A 17,356-nucleotide genomic window follows, 5' to 3' on the forward strand; every position below is an offset into this window, starting at 1 on the left:
GCATGCGGCTGCTGGTGATCGGCGGCACCCGCTTCCTCGGGCGCCACGTCGCGGCCGAAGCGCTGAAGCTCGGTCACTCGGTGACGCTGTTCCATCGCGGGAAGACCGGACCATCGTTGTTCCCCGAGGCCGAGCACCGGATCGGCGATCGGGACGGCGGCCTCGACGTGCTGCGTGGGGAGACCTGGGACGCGGTGGTGGACACCTGCGGCTACGTCCCGCGGGTGGTCCGGCAATCCGCCCGGATGCTGAGCGGCGCCGCCGGGCACTACACCTTCGTCTCCAGCATCTCGGCCTACTCGATGCCGCTGGCGGCCGGCGCCGACGAGCGCGCCCCGCTCGCGGTGTTGAAGGACCCCGCAACCGAAGTGGTGGACGCCGCGAGCTACGGCGGGCTCAAAGCGCTGTGCGAGCAGGAGGTGCGAGACGCCTTCGGCGACCGCGCGCTGGTGGCGCGGGCCGGCCTGCTGGTGGGCCCCTGGGACTACCTGGACCGCTTCACCTACTGGGTGAGGCGACTCGCGCGCGGCGGCGACGTGCTGGTGCCCGAGGGGGCCGGCGATCCGCTCCAGATCGTGGACGCGCGCGACTGCGCGCGGTGGATCCTGGACATGGCGGGGCGCGGGGCGGGGGGTACGTTCAACATGACCGGCCCCGAGCGGCCTTACCGACTCGGGGACTTCTTCGCGCGGGTGAGCGAGATTCTGGGCGTCCCCTCGCGGCGGATCGCAGTTCCTGCGGCATTCCTGACCGAGCGCGGTGTGGTGCCGTTCGCCACGCTGCCGCTGTGGGCGCCGGGCTCGGGCGGGTTCATGGACGTGAGCATCGAGCACGCGGTCCGCTCGGGGCTCCGCTTCCGCCCGCTGGAGGCCACGGTGAGAGACACGCGCGATTGGCTGGGCGGATCGGAACCCCCACAGCCCGGGGCGCGTCCGGAGCTTTCGATCCAGATCCCGCCGGCGCTGACGGCCGAGCGCGAGGCCGAGCTGCTCGAGCAATGGCGAGCGACCGCCGGCTGACGCCGGCGCGGTCGCGGCGTCAGCCGGCGGACGTCGGTCCCGGCGCGAGCACCCGGTAGCGGCGCCGGCCGGCGTTGTAGCGCCCGGCGGGGGCGGGGCGCAACGGATTCTCGACGGTGAGAAAGCGATATCGCTTCATCCCGGGCTCGAGACTCCACAGCTCGCGGACACCGTGCTCCCGGAGGAGCGCGGCCGTCTCCAGACCTGGCGGCAGGCCCCGGCCGATCGGGGTCAGCGCCAGCACTTCGCGGATCACAGCCGCATGCCGCCGGGTGGGCGAAAGCGGATGGACCGAAGGGCTCGCGAGCAGCAGCTCGAGAACCCCAGCCGCGTCATCGGCGCCGAGCGGGCGCGCCACGGTGTGCGGGTGGGCCACGCGCCGCAGGAACTCGTGACACTCGCTCCACGGCAGCGCCCACGGAGCGTCGCCGTTGATCAGATCCTCGATCAGCCGCGCGGCGCGCGAGTGCTCGGGTGCCCACCGATTGACCGCCACCGCCAGCAGTCCGGCATCCACGGCGCGCACCTTCAGAGCTCTTCGACGACCCTTCGCCCCGTCGCGGTCTTCGAACCGCCGGAGGCGAGGAACGGACCCAGGTCGTAGGAGGGGAGCGTCACGCGCGCCCGTCGGGCCGGCGCGGTCAGGCCGAGGCGGAGCGTCCGCTCCACCATTTCGGTGAGGGTGACGCGATCGCCGGCGGCGCGGCGGCGCAGTTCCCCGATCAAATCGTCGTCGAGAAGCAGCGTGGTCCGTTTCATATGACTAAGCATATCAATTTTGGGAATGGATGCCCAGGGTCGAAAACCGGTTGAGCGGGCCTCCCGACTCGTGCACACTCTGGCCTCCAGGACGAACTCATCGCCGTCATCCATTCACCAAGGAGTCCAGATGCCCAGGAATTCGAAGACCAACGGCGCGGCCAACGGCCAGGTGCCCGGCCACGTGCGCGACCTGAAGCTCGCGCGCGCCGGCCGCATGCGCATCGAGTGGGCCGACCAGAACATGCCAGTGCTCCGCGCGATTCGCGCCCGCTTCGCGAAGGAGCGGCCGCTGAAGGGCCTGCGCATTGCGGCCTGCCTGCACGTCACCACCGAAACCGCCAATCTGGCGCGCACGCTCAAGGCCGGCGGCGCCGAGGTCTATCTGTGTGGCTCGAATCCGCTCAGCACGCAGGACGACGTGGCGGCCGCGCTCGTCGCCCACTACGGGATCGCCACCTTCGCGATCAAGGGCGAGGACCACAAGACCTACTACTCGCACATCGTGTCGTGCATCGAGGCACGCCCGCACATCACCATGGACGACGGTTGCGACCTGGTGACAGTCCTGCACACCAAGAAGCGCAACTACCTGCGCGACGTGTTCGCCGGCACCGAGGAGACTTCGACCGGCGTCACGCGCCTGCGCGCCATGGCGGCGGGCAAGGTGCTTCGCTATCCGGTGATCGCGATCAACGACGCCGACACCAAGCACCTGTTCGACAACCGCTACGGCACCGGCCAGAGCACCATGGACGGCATCCTCCGCTGCACCAACATGCTGGTGGCGGGCTCGACGGTGGTGATCGCGGGCTATGGCTGGTGTGGCCGCGGCCTCGCCGCGCGCGCCAAGGGCATGGGCGCGACCGTGCTGGTGACCGAGGTCGAACCGGTGCGCGCGCTCGAGGCGGCGATGGATGGCTACCAGGTGGTCTCGATGGCCGAAGCGGCCCCGCGCGGCGACCTGTTCATCACCGTGACGGGCAACAAGAGCGTGCTGCGCCGCGAGCACTTCCTGGCCATGAAGGACGGCGCGATCGTCGCCAACAGCGGGCACTTCAACGTCGAAATCGACATCCCCGCGCTCGATCGGCTGGCCGGCGGACGCAAGCGCACGGTCCGGCCGTTCGTCGAGGAATACCGGCTGGCGGGCGGGAAGCGCGTCCATCTGCTGGGTGAGGGGCGCCTGATCAATCTGGCCGCCGCCGAAGGGCACCCGGCGATGGTGATGGACATGTCGTTCGCCAATCAGTCGCTGAGCGTCGAATTCCTGAAGAAGAAGGCGAAGACGCTGAAGAAGGACGTCTACGTGGTCCCGAAGTCCATCGACGGCCAGGTGGCGCGGCTCAAGCTGCGCAGCATGAACATCTCGCTTGAATCCCTGACCGGCGAGCAGGAGCGCTACATGTCGACCTGGAGCGAAGGCACCTAGACGCCGCTTCGAGCTGGATCGAGGAATCACCCGCGCCGGCGCCCGGTCCCACCCCGCGCCGGCGCGATTTCCATTGATCGGCGGGCGGTCGCGACGCATGCTGGTGGGCGTGCGCTCCAATCCGGTTCGAGGGCGCGCGCGAGTTCCAGGGAAGGGACGTCTCATGCGCCTGCTGTGGGTGTGGTTCCTCGCGGTGATGGCATTCCCCATCGCCCAGTCCGCTCATCCCGCCTCCCCGGCCGGGGCGGGTCACCCCGGGCACTGGAACGGCCCGCTCAAGGGAGTGCTCAATCAGCTCGATTGGGTTGGCAACCGGCGCGCGAAGGAGAGCGATCTCGCCGGCCAGGTGGTGGTGGTCGAGTTCTGGGCATTCCAGTGCGTCAACTGCCAGCGCAGTCTGCCCGCGGTGCGGCAGCTGTCGGCGCGCTATCGCGACTCCGACGTCCGTCTGATCGGCATTCACACGCCGGAACTCCCCGACGAACGCGTGGCGGACAACGTCACGAAGGCGGTGGCTCGCGACTCGATCGACTTCCCGGTGGCGCTCGACCCCGACGGTGAGGCCTGGGAAGCGATCGGGAATCAGTACTGGCCGTGCTTCTACGTCCTCGATCGCGCCGGCAAGGTGAGCTACAAACACGTCGGCGAGCTGCACCAGGGCACACCCGGCTGGGATGAGTTCGTGAAGCGGATCGAGGCGGCGCGAGCGGCGTCGAGCTGAGCGCGCGCCATTTCGGAGCGAAAAGACCACGGGCCCCTCGCTCGAGGCGAGAGGCCCGTGGTGCGCATTGGGCACGCTACTTGGCCGCGGTGCCGATCCGCATCTGGTAGAACGAGCGGTAAACGAACACCAGTGCCACCAGCATGAAGACGCCGGAAAGGATCGGCGCGAGCCCCGGGTTCGCGACGCCCATTTCGACCGCCAGCAGGCCGAAGAGGGTCGTGAACTTGATGATCGGATTGAGCGCGACCGACGAGGTGTCCTTGTAGGGGTCGCCCACCGTGTCGCCGACCACCGTCGCCGCGTGCAGCTCGGTGCCCTTCATGTTCAGCTCGACCTCGACCACCTTCTTGGCGTTGTCCCAGGCGCCGCCGGCGTTCGCCATGTAGATCGCCTGGAACAGTCCGACCACCGCGATGCTCACCAGGTAGGAGATGAAGAATTCGGGGTTGAAGAACGCGTAGGCGATGGTGATCGAGAAGATCACCAGGAAGATGTTGAACATGCCGGCCTGAGCGTACTGGGTGCAGATTCGGACCACGGTCTTCGAGGACTCGATGTTGGCGGCCTCGGCGGAATCGAGCTTGATGTTGCGCTTGATGTACTCGACCGCGCGATAGGCGCCGGTGGTGACCGCCTGCATCGAGGCGCCGGTGAACCAGTAGACGGTGGCGCCGCCCATCAGGATGCCGAGCAGTACGAAGGGATCGAGCAGGTCGAGCTTGAACTCCTGGCCGACGCTCGCATAGTGCTTGGTCAGCACCAGGATGATCGAGAACACCATCGTGGTCGCGCCGGCCACGGCGGTGGCGATCAGCACCGGTTTGGCGGTGGCCTTGAAGGTATTGCCCGCGCCGTCGTTGTCCTCGAGATAGTGCTTGCCGCGCTCGAAGTTGGGCTTGAAGCCGAACTGCTGCTCGATCGCCTGCGCGGCTCCCGGCGTGCTCTCGACCTGCGACAGCTCGAAGATCGATTGCGCGTTGTCGGTGACCGGGCCGTAGGAGTCGACCGCGATGGTCACCGGTCCCATGCCGAGCAGACCGAACGCGACCAGGCCGAACGCGAACACACCCGGGTACTGCATGTACTGGGAGAGGCCCTGCTGCGAGAAGTGATTGGCGAGGTACAGCAGCACCGCCAGCGTCAGCGCCTGCCAGAACACCGAGAAGTTGCCGGCCACCATGCCCGACAGGATGTTGAGCGAGGCGCCGCCCTCCTTGGACGCCGCCACCACCTCGGCCACGTGCCGCGAATGCGAGCTGGTGAAGACCTTGGTGAACTCGGGGATCAGCGCGGCGGCCAGAGTTCCGCACGAGATGATGACGGAGAGCGTGAACCACAGATTGCCGCCGAGCCCGCCGAGCAGCCACTTCGAGGCGACGAAAGTCACGACGATCGAGAGCACCGAGCACACCCACACCAGGCTGGTGAGCGGCGCCTCGAAGTTGATCTTGTCCTTGCCGGAGTTCTGCCCGCGAGCCACCACGTCGCTCACCAGATAGGAGACGATCGAGGTGAGGATCATCAGGATGCGCATCACGAAGATCCACACCAGGAATTCGGCCTTGCGGTCCGGCATCACCGCCAGCGCGATGAACGAGATCAGCGCCACGCCGGTGACGCCATAGGTCTCGAAGCCGTCGGCGGTCGGGCCCACCGAGTCGCCGGCGTTGTCACCGGTGCAGTCGGCGATCACGCCGGGATTGCGCGGATCGTCCTCCTTGATCTTGAACACGACCTTCATGAGGTCCGAGCCGATGTCGGCGATCTTGGTGAAGATGCCGCCGGCGATGCGCAGCGCCGAGGCGCCGAGCGACTCGCCGATCGCGAACCCGAGGAAGCAGGCGCCCGCATTCTCGGCGGGGATGAACAGCAGGATCGCGAGCATCATGATCAGCTCGACGCAGATCAGCATGACGCCGATGCTCATTCCCGACTGGAGCGGAATCTCGTAGACCGGCACCGGCTTGCCGCGCAGCGAAGCGAACGCGGTGCGGCTGTTGGCCAGGGTGTTCATGCGGATGCCGAACCAGGCCACGCTGTAGCTGCCGAGGATGCCGACCACCGAGAACAGCAGAATCGTCACCACGCGCATCGCGTCGAGATGCTGCAGCACGCCGAAGTAGTAGACGATGCAGGCGGCGATGAAGGCCTCGAGCACCATGAGCAACCGGCCCTGCTGAAGCAGGTAGGTCTTGCAGGTCTCGTAGATGGTGGCCGAAACGTCGAGCATCGACTGGTACGCCGGCAGAGCCTTCACCCGGTTGAACATCACCAGGCCGAACAGCATGCCGAACAGGCACACGCCCAGTCCGATGAAGAGCAGAGAACGCTGCTGGGCATCCAGCTGGGGAAGCTGCAGGTCCAGCTCGCTGGCGTGGGCTGCGGCCGGCCACAGCGCCGCCGCCAGGGTTGCCGCCAGGAATTTCCAGGGGGCCGTGGAGGGGAGTCTCCGCAGGACGGATTCCGCGGTCCGGAACATCGGCATCGGCTGCTCCTCGTGAATTTCGGTGCGTTGACCGGCGCTGGAGGCCGGGAGATCACGCCGTCCGCAGGGCTCGATCCTGGCTGGAATCGCGGCCCGGCCGGCGGGAGGGATGGCTTCCTTGGCGGGCGTGCCCGCGCAAAGGACGGCGGAATCTACCCGAGGCCGGTCCGGCCCGGCAAGTCCGCCGGCCGCTTGGCGAAACGTCGATCGACCGAGGCCGTGAACCGGCAACCAGGCCGCCTCGATCGGCGGTTTGGTGCAACGTGCCATGGCGGGAATTGCGGAGTGAGGCTGGCGCGGAGCGTGCTATTCTCGTGAGCACGCGCCACATCATCTCGCTCGAGAGCGAATCGTCACCTCGCCGATCCCCAGGAGCCCGTCATGATCCGTGCGACTTGTCCCTCTTCCCCCGCCGCCCGGCGCGCGGCTCCGAGCCGCCTGGTCGCCGGCGGATCGCTGGTGCTCCTCGCTCTGGGCGCGCCGTTCGCTTACGCCGGCGGGGCTTCATGCACCACCGCGAACGCGGCCTGCGCCGTTCACTGTGCTCAGGCGAACCGTGCAAACTGCACGGCGGCCGCCACCGCAACCGCTTCGTCGGGTGCCTCTGCCGCCGCTGCGGCAGCCACGACCCCGCTCCCCGCGCTGGCCGCCTTCGCTCCGCGCGGAGAGGCCGAGCTTCGCGCGGTTCGCGACCCGGAATCGGGCGGTTGGACGCTGGCTCCGCTGTGGGCCACCGCGATGCCCCTGGAGCAGATCGCGGCGCGCAACTTCTCGTCCGACGGCCTGGTGTTCGAGACCCTGCCCGACGGCGGGGTGGCCGTGGACCTGCAGGGCCGCTTCCAGAGCTTCTCGGTCGCGCGCCGCGCGCTCAACGGCGAGCTCGAGAGCGGCTGCACGGATTCGCCGTCTTCGTTGTTCGAGTGGTTCTATGGGCTCGCGCCCTCGACCCCGCCGGTTGCGCGGGCGGAGCGCTGACCATGCGCCGCTCGAACTTCGCGACCCTGCTCGGCGCAGCCGTGTTGTGCAGCGCGCTGCTCGCCGCCGTGGCCCATGCGGCGACCATCGTCATTCAGAACGGTGATCCCGCCGGTGTGGGATTCAACGACACGACGCCGGCCGCCCCGGTGGGTGGCAACCCCGGCACCACCATCGGCCAGCAGCGATTGAACGTGTTCAATCAGGCGGCCTCGATCTGGAGCGCGATCCTGCCCGACCCGGTGACGATCGTGGTGCAGGCGCAGTTCACCGCGCTGTCTTGCAACGCCACCAGCGCCGTGCTCGGCAGCGCGGGTCCGGTCAACGTCATCCGGGACTTCAGCGGCGCCGAGATCGGGTCCACCTGGTATCACGCCGCGCTCGCCAACAAGCTCGCGGGCGTCGATCTGATCCCCGCCAATCCCGACATCAGCGCCAATTTCAACGTGAACCTCGGCCAGCCGGGCTGCCTCACCGGCTCGTTCTTCTACTACGGCTTCGATCACAACGAGGGCACGAACATCGACCTGCTGGCGGTCGTGATCCACGAATTCGCGCATGGACTCGGGTTCAGCACGCTGGTGAACCTCTCGACCGGCACCATCTTCAGCGGCTTCAACGACCTCTACGAGCGGCATATCCTCGACGACACCAGCGGCCTTCACTGGGACGCGATGACCGACGCGCAGCGCCAGGCATCCGCCGTCAACACCGGCAACGTGGTGTTCGATGGACCGGCCACCAATCTCAAGACCTCGACGATTCTGAATCGTCGCCAGCAGGTGGTGGTGAATTCGCCGCCGGGGATCGCCGGCACCTACACCAGCGGCTCGTCCACTTTTGGTGGCCCGCTGACCGTGGCCGGCGTGACCGCCAGCGTGGTGCAGGCCGACGACGGCAGCGCCCCCAACAGCGACGCCTGCTCGCCGCTGATCAACGCGGCGGCCGTGGCGGGCAAGATCTGTCTGGTGGATCGCGGCACCTGCCCGTTCGCGACCAAGGCCGAGAACGCCCAAGCCGCCGGCGCGGTGGCGGTGATGATCGTCAACAACGTGGCGGGCGCGCCGGCGGAGCTGGGCGGCGTCGATCCGACCGTGACGATTCCCGTGCTCAGCCTGTCGATGACCGACGGCAACAACATCCGGGCGCAGCTGGGCGGTGGCGTGAACGCGACGGTGGGTGAGAGCTCGATCCATCTCGCCGGCGCCGACAACAACAATCGCGCGCTGCTCTACACGCCCAATCCGGTCCTGCCGGGCTCGACGATTTCACACTGGGACGTGAGCGCCGCGCCGAGCCTGCTGATGGAGCCGATCATCACCCCCGATCTCACCTCGTCGGTGGATCTCACGCGCTACGCGTTCGAGGACCTTGGCTGGCTGCCGCGCACCAGCGGTGTTCCGCAGTCACCGGTCGCTTCGCCGGAGCAGAGCTTCAATTCGCCCAATCCGTTCTCGTCGAGCACCACGATTCATTTCGCGCTGGCGCGGCCGTCGTCTGTGGACCTCGCGGTCTTCGACCTCGGTGGCCGTCTGGTGAAGCGCCTCGCGCAGAGTCCGCTCGCGGCGGGCTCCCAGACCGTGAGCTGGGACGGCACCGACGCGGAAGGCCGCAGGATGGAGCCCGGCGTCTACCTGTACCGGTTGCGCGCCGGCGAGCAGCTCGAGTCGCATCGGATGGTGCTGTTCCGCTGATTCGTGCCACGTGCGTCGCGCCGCTTGGCCGGCGCGACGCGGGTGTGACACTCTGCGGGCCATGCCCACTTCGGAGCACCGGCAGATTCCGTACGTCTGCGATGTTCTGGTGCGCGAGCGTCCCTCCACCGTGCTCGATGTCGGCGCCGGCTACGGAAAATACGGCCTGCTCGCGCGCGAATTCGGCGGCGCCAGGCGCGTCGACGCGATCGACACCCAGGCGCCGCGTTTTCCCGTCTACGACCACGTCTATCTCGGCGATTTGCGCGGGCTCGATTCGCTGCTGCCCGCAGACGCGCCGCGCTACGAGCTCGCGCTCTTCATCGACGTGATCGAGCACCTCGAGAAGGACGACGCCTGGAGGTTCCTCGATGCGCTCACCCGGCGCGCGCGCAAGGTGTTGATCACCACGCCGTGGGGATTTCGGCCGCAGCGGATCGAGGGCATGCCGTGGGAAACGCATCGCTCGGGATGGTTTCCGTGGGAATTCGGCCGGCGCTTTCGCGTCGAGCGCTGGCGGGTGTTCCCGGGACAGTACTCGCGCTTCCTCCACCGGCCGCGGCTCTGGCAGGTGCTGGTGCTGCTGTCCGCGCGCCCCGGTTGAGGCGCCGGCGGCGGGGCGGCCGGCCGGGTTGGCCGGCCTCGGCAGCCGGCGTTAGTCTCGGGTTCCCAGTGGCCGATACCCCATCCAAAGGAGTGATGCGGGTTCGGGGAGGCAGGGAAAGATCATGAGCGATCCCAAGTCGAGTGGACACGTTTCCGAAGCCGAAGCCCGGGCGGTCGCCGAAGCTTCTCGTGAGACCAGCTGGGAGGCGCCTTCGTTCGTACGCGAGCTGTTCCTGGGGCGACTGGCCCTCGATCTCATCCATCCCCAGCCCCAGCCGGATCCCGACGAGCAGAAGCGGGCCGCGGTCTTCTTCGAGAAGCTCGAAGTCTTTCTCCAGGACGTGGATGCCGACCGGATCGAGCACGAGGCGCGCATTCCGAGCGAGACCATTCAGCGCTTGAAAGAGCTCGGCGCCTTCGGCATCAAGATCCCGCGCGAGTATGGCGGCCTCGAGCTGTCGCAGTACAGCTACGGCCGCGCCATGGCCCTGATCGGCACCAAGAGCGGCGCGCTGGTCGCGCTGCTCTCGGCGCATCAGTCGATCGGGGTTCCCCAGCCGCTCAAGCTGTTCGGCACGCCCGAGCAGAAGAAGAACTGGCTGCCGAAGCTCGCGAAGGGAGCGATCTCGGCGTTCGCTCTCACCGAGAACGACGTCGGTTCCGATCCGGCCCGCATGTCCACGACCGCGGTTCCTTCGGCGGACGGCGCGCACTGGATCCTCAACGGCGAAAAACTCTGGTGCACCAACGGCGCGATCGCCGACGTGCTGGTGGTGATGGCGCGCACTCCGGGCAAGGGCGGCAAGCCGGGTCCCATCAGCGCCTTCATCGTCGAGACCCGGTCGCCCGGCGTGGAAGTCACGGCGCGCCTCGAGTTCATGGGCATTCGCGGGATCGAGAACGCGCTGCTTCGCTTCCACGACGTGCGCGTGCCGAAGGACAACCTGCTCGGCGCCGAGGGCAAGGGTCTCAAGCTCGCGCTCGTGACGCTCAACACCGGGCGCCTCACGCTACCGGCGACCTGCGCGGCCGCCGGCAAGTGGTGTCTTCAAGTCTCGCGGCGCTTCGCCGCCGAGCGCGTCCAGTGGGGCAAGCCGGTCGGGCACCACGAGGCGGTGGCGCAGATGCTCGCCGACATCGCGGCGCGCTCCTACGCCATGGACGCGGTCGCCGATCTCGGCGCGCTACTCGCGGATCGCGGCAGGAGCGACATCCGGCTCGAAGCCGCGATCGCCAAGCTCTGGAACACCGACGTCGCCTGGGAAGTGTGCGACGAGGCCGTGCAGGTGCGCGGCGGTCGCGGATACGAAACCGCGCGCTCGCTGGCGTCGCGCGGCGAGGCGCCGGTGCCGCTCGAGCAGCTCATGCGCGACCTGCGCATCAACCGCATCTTCGAAGGCACCAATCAGGTGATGCGCCTGTTCATCGCGCGGGAAGCGCTCGACGTGCACCTGCGCGTGGCGGGCGACGTGGTGATGCCGGGCGTACCGATCGGGCGCCGGCTCACCGGCCTCGTGCGCGCCGGATTCTTCTATCTGTTCTGGTATCCGAGCCGGTGGTTTGGCTGGGGACGCTGGCCGCGCTACGCCGAGTTCGGGAAGCTCGCCGGACATCTGCGCTGGGTGGATCGCACCGCGCGTCGCCTTGCGCGCCAGCAGTTCCACCTCATGGTGCTGAACGGTCCGGCGCTCGAGAAGAAGCAGGCGCTGTTGTTCCGGTGCGTCGACATCGGCGCCGAGCTCTACGCGATGGCCGCCACCTGCGTCCGCGCGCAGGACGACGTCCGCAGGAACGCCGCCGATCGTACGCCGATCGAGCTCGCCGACGTGTTCTGCCGGCACTCGCGCGCCAAGGTCGAGAAGCTGTTCGAGGACATCCGCTCGAACGCCGACGTCGCGACCTATCGTGTGGCGCGCGGCATTCTCGATCGCCGCTTCGACTGGCTCGAGAACGGCATCGTCGACGCGCCGGATTCCGCTTCGCCCGGCGCCGCGGCGCCGGCCGAGCGCGAGACGCGCCACGCCGCCGTCGGCCGCTAGGGCGCGCGATCCTCGATGTCGCTCGAGCTGATCCTCAGCGTCGCGATCGGGCTGGCGTTGGCCGCCGCCTGCGGGCTGCGAGTCTTCGCGCCGATTTTCCTGCTCGGGCTCGCGGCGCACTTCGGCCGCCTGCATCTGGCGTCGGGATTCGCCTGGGCGGGCACCACGCCGGCGCTGGTGGCGCTCGGCACCGCCACCGTGGTCGAGATCGTCGCCTACTACGTGCCGTGGCTCGACCACGCGCTCGACGTGATCTCCGCGCCGGCCGCATTGATGGCCGGTGCGGTCGCCACCGTGGCCGTGCTCGGCGATCTGCCGCCCTGGCTGCGCTGGACCACCGGCATCATCGCCGGCTCGGGGCTGGCCGGCTTCACCAAGGGCGCCGCGGCGCTGCTGCGCGTCAAGTCGAGCGCCGCGACCGGCGGCCTCGGCAATCCCGTGGTCGCCACCGGCGAGTCGGCGGGCGCGGTGGGGATCTCGCTGCTCGCGCTGGTGGTTCCGCTGCTGGCGCTACTGCTGGTGATCGGGCTCGTCATCGTGGTCTTCCGGGTCGCCCATCGCGTGGCATTCGGCGGCCGCCCGGCCGCCTGAGCGCGGCATTGCCCCAGGCCCACCCTTTGTGCAAAATGGCGACGCGTGCCCGCCAGGGAGGCGGGCGGCCGGCCGTCATGCCCTGATTCCGGCCGGCAGGGTCGGCGCTGAAGCAAGTTCTCAAGTCTCGCGTGGCAGATTGTTCCGCCGACCGCAGTTGGTACCAGGGACGAGCCCTCCCAATCCCGTGGCCTCATCGATCTCCGAACGACGACAGCAGCAGATTCTCGCGGTGACGCTGGCCGCCTTCGCGGTGTTGAGCGTGGCGAGCCTCGCGACTCATCGGAACCCGCTTCCGGGTCACGGCCCCTGGGACAGCCCCAACGCCTGCGGTCCGGTGGGGGCGACACTGGCGTTCGGGCTGGTGTGGTCGTTCGGGACCATCGCGGCCTTCGGAGTTCCACTGCTCGCGGCGCTGTGGGCCTGGAACCGGCTGCGCGGAAGGCCGGCGCTGCCGCTGGTGATCTCGTCGCTGCTCGGCGCGCTGCTGCTGTTCGAGATCTGCGCCCTGATGGGCCTCGCCGGGCTCGATCGCTGGCTCTGGACGGGAGCGTGGGGGCTCGCCGCGTCGCTCGCGCTCCATTCGGCGCTCGGCAGCGTCGGCTCGTGGGTGGTGGCCGGTGCGCTGTTCGGGATCACCGCGCTGGCCGCGAGCGAACTCGGCTTCCACTGGATCCACCATCTGGTGCATGGCGCGGTGCTCCGCCCGGCCGCCGGGCTCGGCGGGCTGTGGACGACGTGGCAGGAGCGGCGGGCTGCCGATGCGAAAGCTCGCGTCGCGGCCAGGAAGAAGGAGGTGCGCGAGTCGCGGAAACGCGAGAGCGCGGAAGAAGGCCCGCGCGTCATCGGGCTTCCCGACGTGGAGAGGCCGCGAGTCGCGGTCGCTGCTCCCGGCCCCGAACACGCCGACGAGGCCCCGGCGGCGAAGACCCTACGTCCGCCGCAGCTCGAGCTGCCGGGATTGCCACCCCGGCCGAAGCCTCAGCCGCGGCCCAAACCCGCCGCCGCGCCGTCGGCGGCAACGGGTTCGGGCGAGGCGCTCCCCTCGCTCTCGATGCTGGCGATGCCCGTGCAGCAGGAGGACCTGATCACCGCCGCCGATCTGACGGCGGAGGCCAGCCTGCTGGTCGCGAAGCTCGGTGACTTCGGCATCGAGGGCAAGGTCACCGAGATCCACCCCGGTCCGGTGGTCACCACCTTTGAATTCGAGCCGGCCGCCGGGGTCAAGGTGAACCAGATCGTGTCGCGGGAGGACGACCTGGCGCTGGCCCTGAGGGCCCAGCGCATCCGAATTCTCGCCCCGATTCCCGGAAAAGGCGCGGTCGGCGTCGAGATCCCGAACCGGCGGCGCCGTACGGTGTATCTCCGCGAGGTGCTGTCCTCGCAGCCGTACGAGGCCAGCGACGCCGCGCTCAAGGTTCCACTGGGCGTGGACGTCGTCGGCCAGCCCTTCGTCTCCGACCTCACCCGCATGCCCCATCTGCTGGTTGCGGGAGCGACCGGTTCCGGCAAGAGCGTGTGCCTGAACGCCATCATCACCGGACTCCTGTTCCAGCACGGCCCCGAGACCCTGCAGATGGTGATGGTGGATCCCAAGATGCTCGAACTCTCCGCCTACAACGGAATCCCTCACCTGGTGATGCCGGTGGTGACCGAGTCGAAGAAGGCGAGCCGGGCGCTGCGCTGGGCGGTGGGAGAGATGGAGAAGCGCTACAAGCTCATGGCCACCACCGGGGCCCGCAACATCGCCGCCTACAACGACAAGATCGACAAGGGCCAGGTGCCGGCCGCCGAGGAGGGCGCGCCGCCGCCGAGCCGGCTCTCCTACGTCGTGGTGGTGGTGGACGAGCTCGCCGACCTCATGCTCACCGCGCCCGCCGAGATCGAGGAGCCGATCGCGCGGCTCGCGCAGATGGCGCGCGCGGTCGGCATCCATCTGGTGCTGGCGACGCAGCGTCCGTCGGTGGACGTGATCACCGGCGTGATCAAGGCCAACTTTCCGTCGCGAATCGCGTTCCAGGTCGCGAGCAAGACCGACTCGAGAACCGTGCTGGACATGAACGGCGCCGAGAATCTGCTCGGGCACGGCGACATGCTGTTCACGCCGGCCGGCAAGCCCGAGCCTTACAGGGTCCACGGAGCATTTGTGAGTGAGGAGGAGAGCGCGCGCGTCGTCGACTTCTGGAAGGCCAAGTCGCAGCCGGGCGCCGCGCCGCCGCTCGCGACCGAAGTGGTGCTCCCCAGCGACGACGAGGCGGCGACCGACGAGTACGATTCCGATCCGTTCGACGACGAGCTGATTCGCGAGGCGGCGAAGCTGGTGGTCTCGCATCAGCAGGGCTCGACCTCGCTGCTCCAGCGCCGCCTCAAGGTGGGCTACTCGCGCGCCGGCCGGCTCATGGACCAGCTCGAGGAGCTGGGAGTGGTGGGTCCGTTCCAGGGTTCCAAGGCTCGCGACGTGCTGGTGGATCTGCATTGGCTGGAGGAGCGCGGCTTCGAGTGACCCGTTCTCCCGCCACCCTGGCATTCGTCACGCTCGGCTGTCCCAAGAACACCGTGGACTCGGAGGCGATGCTCGGCCTCCTGGTGAAGGACGGATTCCGAACCGTCGGCGATCCGCGCGACGCCGATGTCGCGGTGGTCAACACCTGTGCGTTCCTGCAGAGCGCGATCCGCGAATCGCGCCAGGCGATCGGCGAGGTGGCGCGGCTCAAGCGCGAGGGCCGGCTGCGCGGCTTGATCGTCACCGGCTGCCTCGCGCAGCGCGCCGGATCCGGCCTGCTCGACGACTTCCCCGAAGTGGACGCGGTGCTGGGCACCGGCCAGTGGCGCGACGTCGTGCACGCCGCGAGGCACGTGCTGGCGGGGGGGCGCGAGCGCATGGTGCGCACCGACGCGCCGGGCGGTGCGCTCGACCCCGAGGCGCCGCGAGCGATGTCGACGCCCGCTCATCTGGCCTATCTCAAGATCTCCGAGGGCTGCGACCATCGCTGCACCTTCTGCATCATTCCGAAGCTGCGCGGCGATCAGCGCAGCCGCTCGATCGCGGATCTGGTGGCCGAAGCCGGTCGCCTGGCCTCGCAGGGCGTGCGCGAGCTCAATCTCATCGGCCAGGACACGACCGGATGGGGCTCGGACCTGCCCGGGAAGCCCGAGCTGGCGGATCTGCTGGCGGCGCTCGACCAGGTGGACGGCATCACCTGGATCCGGGTCCAGTACACCTATCCGCGGTTGTGGAGCGACCGGCTGATCGAGACCTGGGCGCGCGCACGGCGCGTGGTGCCCTACGTGGACATGCCCCTCCAGCACATCGCCGCCGACATGCTGCGCACCATGGCGCGCGGCATGACCGCGCGCGACACGCGGGCGCTGGTGCGGCGCATCAAGGAAGGGATTCCGGGCGTCGCCTTCCGCACCAACTTCATCGTCGGCTTCCCGGGCGAGACCGACGAGCACTTCGAAGAACTGGAGCGCTACCTCGAGGAGGAGCCGTTCGACCACGTGGTCGTGTTCCAGTACGAGCGCGAGCCCGACACGCCGGCGTGGGAGATGGAGCCGCGGGTGTCGCTGCCGTCGCGGCGCCACCGCCGCGCGCGCCTGCTCGCCCGTCAGCAGCGGCTGTCGGCCGAGCGGCTGCGGCGCAGGATCGGCCAGCGCCTTTCCGTCATGATCGACGGGCCGAGCGGGGGCCGTGACAAATCCATCGGGTCGCGCCAGTATGCGGCGCGAACTGCGGGCTCGGCCTGGGAGGTGGATGGCGGCGTGGCGGTGGAGGGCGAGCATCTCGAGCCCGGAGCTCTGGTACCGGTTCGCGTGACCGGTTCGGCCGCCTACGACCTGTTCGCACGCGTGGATCGAAACGACAACCTGATTTCCCTGGTGAAAGGACCGGCCTGATGCTCGTCCGGTGTGGCCTCACGCTCCTCGCCCTGCTTGTCCTGTCATCGCCCGCGGAGGCCAAGAAGTTCCGCTATTCGGAAGGACCCAAGCCCTCGGCCGACACCACGCTCACCAGCGCGCAGGTGGAAATGGAGCCGTCGGTGAGTCCCAACGGGCCGAAGCTGCCGCCCACCAATCTCCAGCTCATCTCGATGGTGGCCGATCAGGCGATCTCGCGCGCCATGAAAACCGTGCCCATCGACAGCGGCTCTCACGTCACCATCGCTCCGGCCGAGAGCCACCCGCTCAATTTCGTGGTCGAGCACGCGCTGCTGCACGAGCTCTCGCGTCGCGGCGTATCGGCCACGGTGCGCCACAGCCTGGTGCCCGACGACAGCCTGTCGACGCTGGCCGCGATCGATCGCGATCCGCTGCTCGAGTACCAGCTCGCTTCCGCGCGCATCGCTTATCTGCGGCTCGAGGGCGGCTACATCCTGCCCAGCCGCACCAAGGTCGAGCGGCAGGGACTGGTGGAAGGCGGCCTGGTGATGCGCGACCCGGCATCGGCGCGCGTGCTCTGGAGCGCCGACGCGAGCGCGAATCTGGTCGATCGTGTGCAGCGCAGCCAGATCAAGCTGGTCGAAGACGAACGCTTCACCGACCTCAAAGGCGAGATCCCCGAGCGCAATCTCGGCCGCTACGTCGAGCCGCTGGTGGTGATCGCGGTGGTGACGGGCCTGGTCGTGCTCTTCTTCCAGAATCGCCCGTGAGGCGCGAGCTGATCACGCTCCGGCGGACCTCGCTCGGCCTGCTCGCCGCCGCCCTCGCGGTGGTGGGAATCTGGGGCTGCGGCGCGAGCGTGCTTCCCGAAGTGCATTCCGAGCAGGAACGCCTGGCCACCGCTCGCCGGCTTGCCGGCAGCGGCGATTACGGAACGGCGGCCGAGATGCTCAAGACCTATGTCGATCGCAACGCCGGTGCGTCCGATGAAGACGGCGCGATCTACCTGCTCGGCGAGTGCTACCTCAACATGCGCGAGTGGGCGTCGGCCCAGCTCGAGTTCGAGCGACTGTTGCGGGACTACCCCGAGAGCGACTCGGCTGGATCGGCCTCGTTCCGTCTCGGCGAGGCGCTGTTCGGTCAGTCCAAGATG

The 17,356-nt window shown here is 68.7% G+C and carries 15 protein-coding genes; 12 read left to right on the plus strand and 3 right to left on the minus strand.

Translation table 11 applies throughout. The features are described from left to right. The first annotated feature begins 2 nt into the window (after window positions 1-2). Window positions 3-1,019 (plus strand): NAD-dependent epimerase/dehydratase family protein, encoded by a 1,017-nt coding sequence (locus VMJ70_07625; GenBank protein ID HTO90984.1) that lies wholly within the window; start codon window positions 3-5, stop codon window positions 1,017-1,019. A 19-nt stretch (window positions 1,020-1,038) separates the two neighbouring features. On the opposite strand, the gene VMJ70_07630 is transcribed toward VMJ70_07625, so the two are convergent. Together VMJ70_07630 and VMJ70_07635 are read right to left on the minus strand one after the other, a co-directional pair. Next, complete coding sequence (locus tag VMJ70_07630) at window positions 1,039-1,536, minus strand: hypothetical protein (GenBank protein ID HTO90985.1); 498 nt, start codon at window positions 1,534-1,536, stop codon at window positions 1,039-1,041. 11 nt (window positions 1,537-1,547) lie between these two features. Further along, window positions 1,548-1,778 (minus strand): hypothetical protein, encoded by a 231-nt coding sequence (locus VMJ70_07635; GenBank protein ID HTO90986.1) that lies wholly within the window; start codon window positions 1,776-1,778, stop codon window positions 1,548-1,550. 130 nt (window positions 1,779-1,908) lie between these two features. Between VMJ70_07635 and ahcY the strand changes: the two genes are divergently transcribed. Both ahcY and VMJ70_07645 read left to right on the plus strand, forming a co-directional pair. Continuing rightward, window positions 1,909-3,210 (plus strand): adenosylhomocysteinase, encoded by a 1,302-nt coding sequence (gene ahcY, locus VMJ70_07640; protein ID HTO90987.1) that lies wholly within the window; start codon window positions 1,909-1,911, stop codon window positions 3,208-3,210. A 163-nt stretch (window positions 3,211-3,373) separates the two neighbouring features. Then, window positions 3,374-3,931, plus strand: coding sequence for a redoxin family protein (locus VMJ70_07645; protein HTO90988.1), 558 nt, complete (start codon window positions 3,374-3,376; stop codon window positions 3,929-3,931). A 76-nt stretch (window positions 3,932-4,007) separates the two neighbouring features. Here VMJ70_07645 and VMJ70_07650 read toward each other — a convergent pair whose 3' ends face one another. Beyond that, entirely contained in the window at window positions 4,008-6,419 is a 2,412-nt protein-coding gene (locus VMJ70_07650) for a sodium-translocating pyrophosphatase (protein HTO90989.1), read from the minus strand. A gap of 381 nt (window positions 6,420-6,800) precedes the next feature. Here VMJ70_07650 and VMJ70_07655 point away from each other — a divergent pair, with 381 nt between their 5' ends. From VMJ70_07655 to VMJ70_07695, 9 genes are all read left to right on the plus strand, one after another. Then, window positions 6,801-7,394 carry a hypothetical protein gene (locus tag VMJ70_07655; GenBank protein HTO90990.1) on the plus strand — a complete coding sequence of 198 codons (594 nt, stop codon included), beginning with the start codon at window positions 6,801-6,803 and terminating at the stop codon, window positions 7,392-7,394. Between the two features lie 2 nt (window positions 7,395-7,396). Further along, window positions 7,397-9,088: a PA domain-containing protein gene (locus VMJ70_07660; protein HTO90991.1), complete on the plus strand. Its 1,692-nt coding sequence runs from the start codon at window positions 7,397-7,399 to the stop codon at window positions 9,086-9,088. A gap of 61 nt (window positions 9,089-9,149) precedes the next feature. Continuing rightward, window positions 9,150-9,692 (plus strand): class I SAM-dependent methyltransferase, encoded by a 543-nt coding sequence (locus VMJ70_07665; protein HTO90992.1) that lies wholly within the window; start codon window positions 9,150-9,152, stop codon window positions 9,690-9,692. 124 nt (window positions 9,693-9,816) lie between these two features. After that, window positions 9,817-11,733: an acyl-CoA dehydrogenase family protein gene (locus tag VMJ70_07670; protein HTO90993.1), complete on the plus strand. Its 1,917-nt coding sequence runs from the start codon at window positions 9,817-9,819 to the stop codon at window positions 11,731-11,733. Between the two features lie 15 nt (window positions 11,734-11,748). After that, complete coding sequence (locus VMJ70_07675; GenBank protein ID HTO90994.1) at window positions 11,749-12,324, plus strand: DUF4126 domain-containing protein; 576 nt, start codon at window positions 11,749-11,751, stop codon at window positions 12,322-12,324. Window positions 12,325-12,511: 187 nt separating this feature from the next. After that, window positions 12,512-14,827, plus strand: a complete 2,316-nt coding sequence (locus VMJ70_07680; protein HTO90995.1) for a DNA translocase FtsK 4TM domain-containing protein — start codon at window positions 12,512-12,514, stop codon at window positions 14,825-14,827. Further along, entirely contained in the window at window positions 14,824-16,221 is a 1,398-nt protein-coding gene (rimO, locus tag VMJ70_07685; GenBank protein ID HTO90996.1) for a 30S ribosomal protein S12 methylthiotransferase RimO, read from the plus strand. The genes VMJ70_07680 and rimO overlap by 4 nt, the downstream gene beginning before the upstream one ends. Further along, window positions 16,221-16,973, plus strand: coding sequence for a hypothetical protein (locus VMJ70_07690; protein HTO90997.1), 753 nt, complete (start codon window positions 16,221-16,223; stop codon window positions 16,971-16,973). Before rimO ends, VMJ70_07690 begins: the two co-directional genes overlap by 1 nt. After that, a partial coding sequence (locus tag VMJ70_07695) for a tetratricopeptide repeat protein (protein HTO90998.1) occupies window positions 16,970-17,356 on the plus strand: 387 nt, incomplete at its 3' end. The genes VMJ70_07690 and VMJ70_07695, both read left to right, overlap by 4 nt.

Source organism: Candidatus Sulfotelmatobacter sp. (assembly GCA_035498555.1).
Taxonomy (GTDB): domain Bacteria; phylum Eisenbacteria; class RBG-16-71-46; order RBG-16-71-46; family RBG-16-71-46; genus DATKAB01.

Coding starts and splice junctions, on each gene's coding strand:
- VMJ70_07665 (HTO90992.1), top strand. CDS start 9,150: ATGCCCACTTCGGAGCACCGGCAGATTCCGTACGTCTGCGATGTTCTG.
- VMJ70_07670 (HTO90993.1), top strand. CDS start 9,817: ATGAGCGATCCCAAGTCGAGTGGACACGTTTCCGAAGCCGAAGCCCGG.
- ahcY (HTO90987.1), top strand. CDS start 1,909: ATGCCCAGGAATTCGAAGACCAACGGCGCGGCCAACGGCCAGGTGCCC.
- VMJ70_07660 (HTO90991.1), top strand. CDS start 7,397: ATGCGCCGCTCGAACTTCGCGACCCTGCTCGGCGCAGCCGTGTTGTGC.
- VMJ70_07625 (HTO90984.1), top strand. CDS start 3: ATGCGGCTGCTGGTGATCGGCGGCACCCGCTTCCTCGGGCGCCACGTC.
- VMJ70_07690 (HTO90997.1), top strand. CDS start 16,221: ATGCTCGTCCGGTGTGGCCTCACGCTCCTCGCCCTGCTTGTCCTGTCA.
- VMJ70_07675 (HTO90994.1), top strand. CDS start 11,749: ATGTCGCTCGAGCTGATCCTCAGCGTCGCGATCGGGCTGGCGTTGGCC.
- VMJ70_07655 (HTO90990.1), top strand. CDS start 6,801: ATGATCCGTGCGACTTGTCCCTCTTCCCCCGCCGCCCGGCGCGCGGCT.
- VMJ70_07650 (HTO90989.1), bottom strand. CDS start 6,419: ATGCCGATGTTCCGGACCGCGGAATCCGTCCTGCGGAGACTCCCCTCC.
- VMJ70_07635 (HTO90986.1), bottom strand. CDS start 1,778: ATGAAACGGACCACGCTGCTTCTCGACGACGATTTGATCGGGGAACTG.
- VMJ70_07645 (HTO90988.1), top strand. CDS start 3,374: ATGCGCCTGCTGTGGGTGTGGTTCCTCGCGGTGATGGCATTCCCCATC.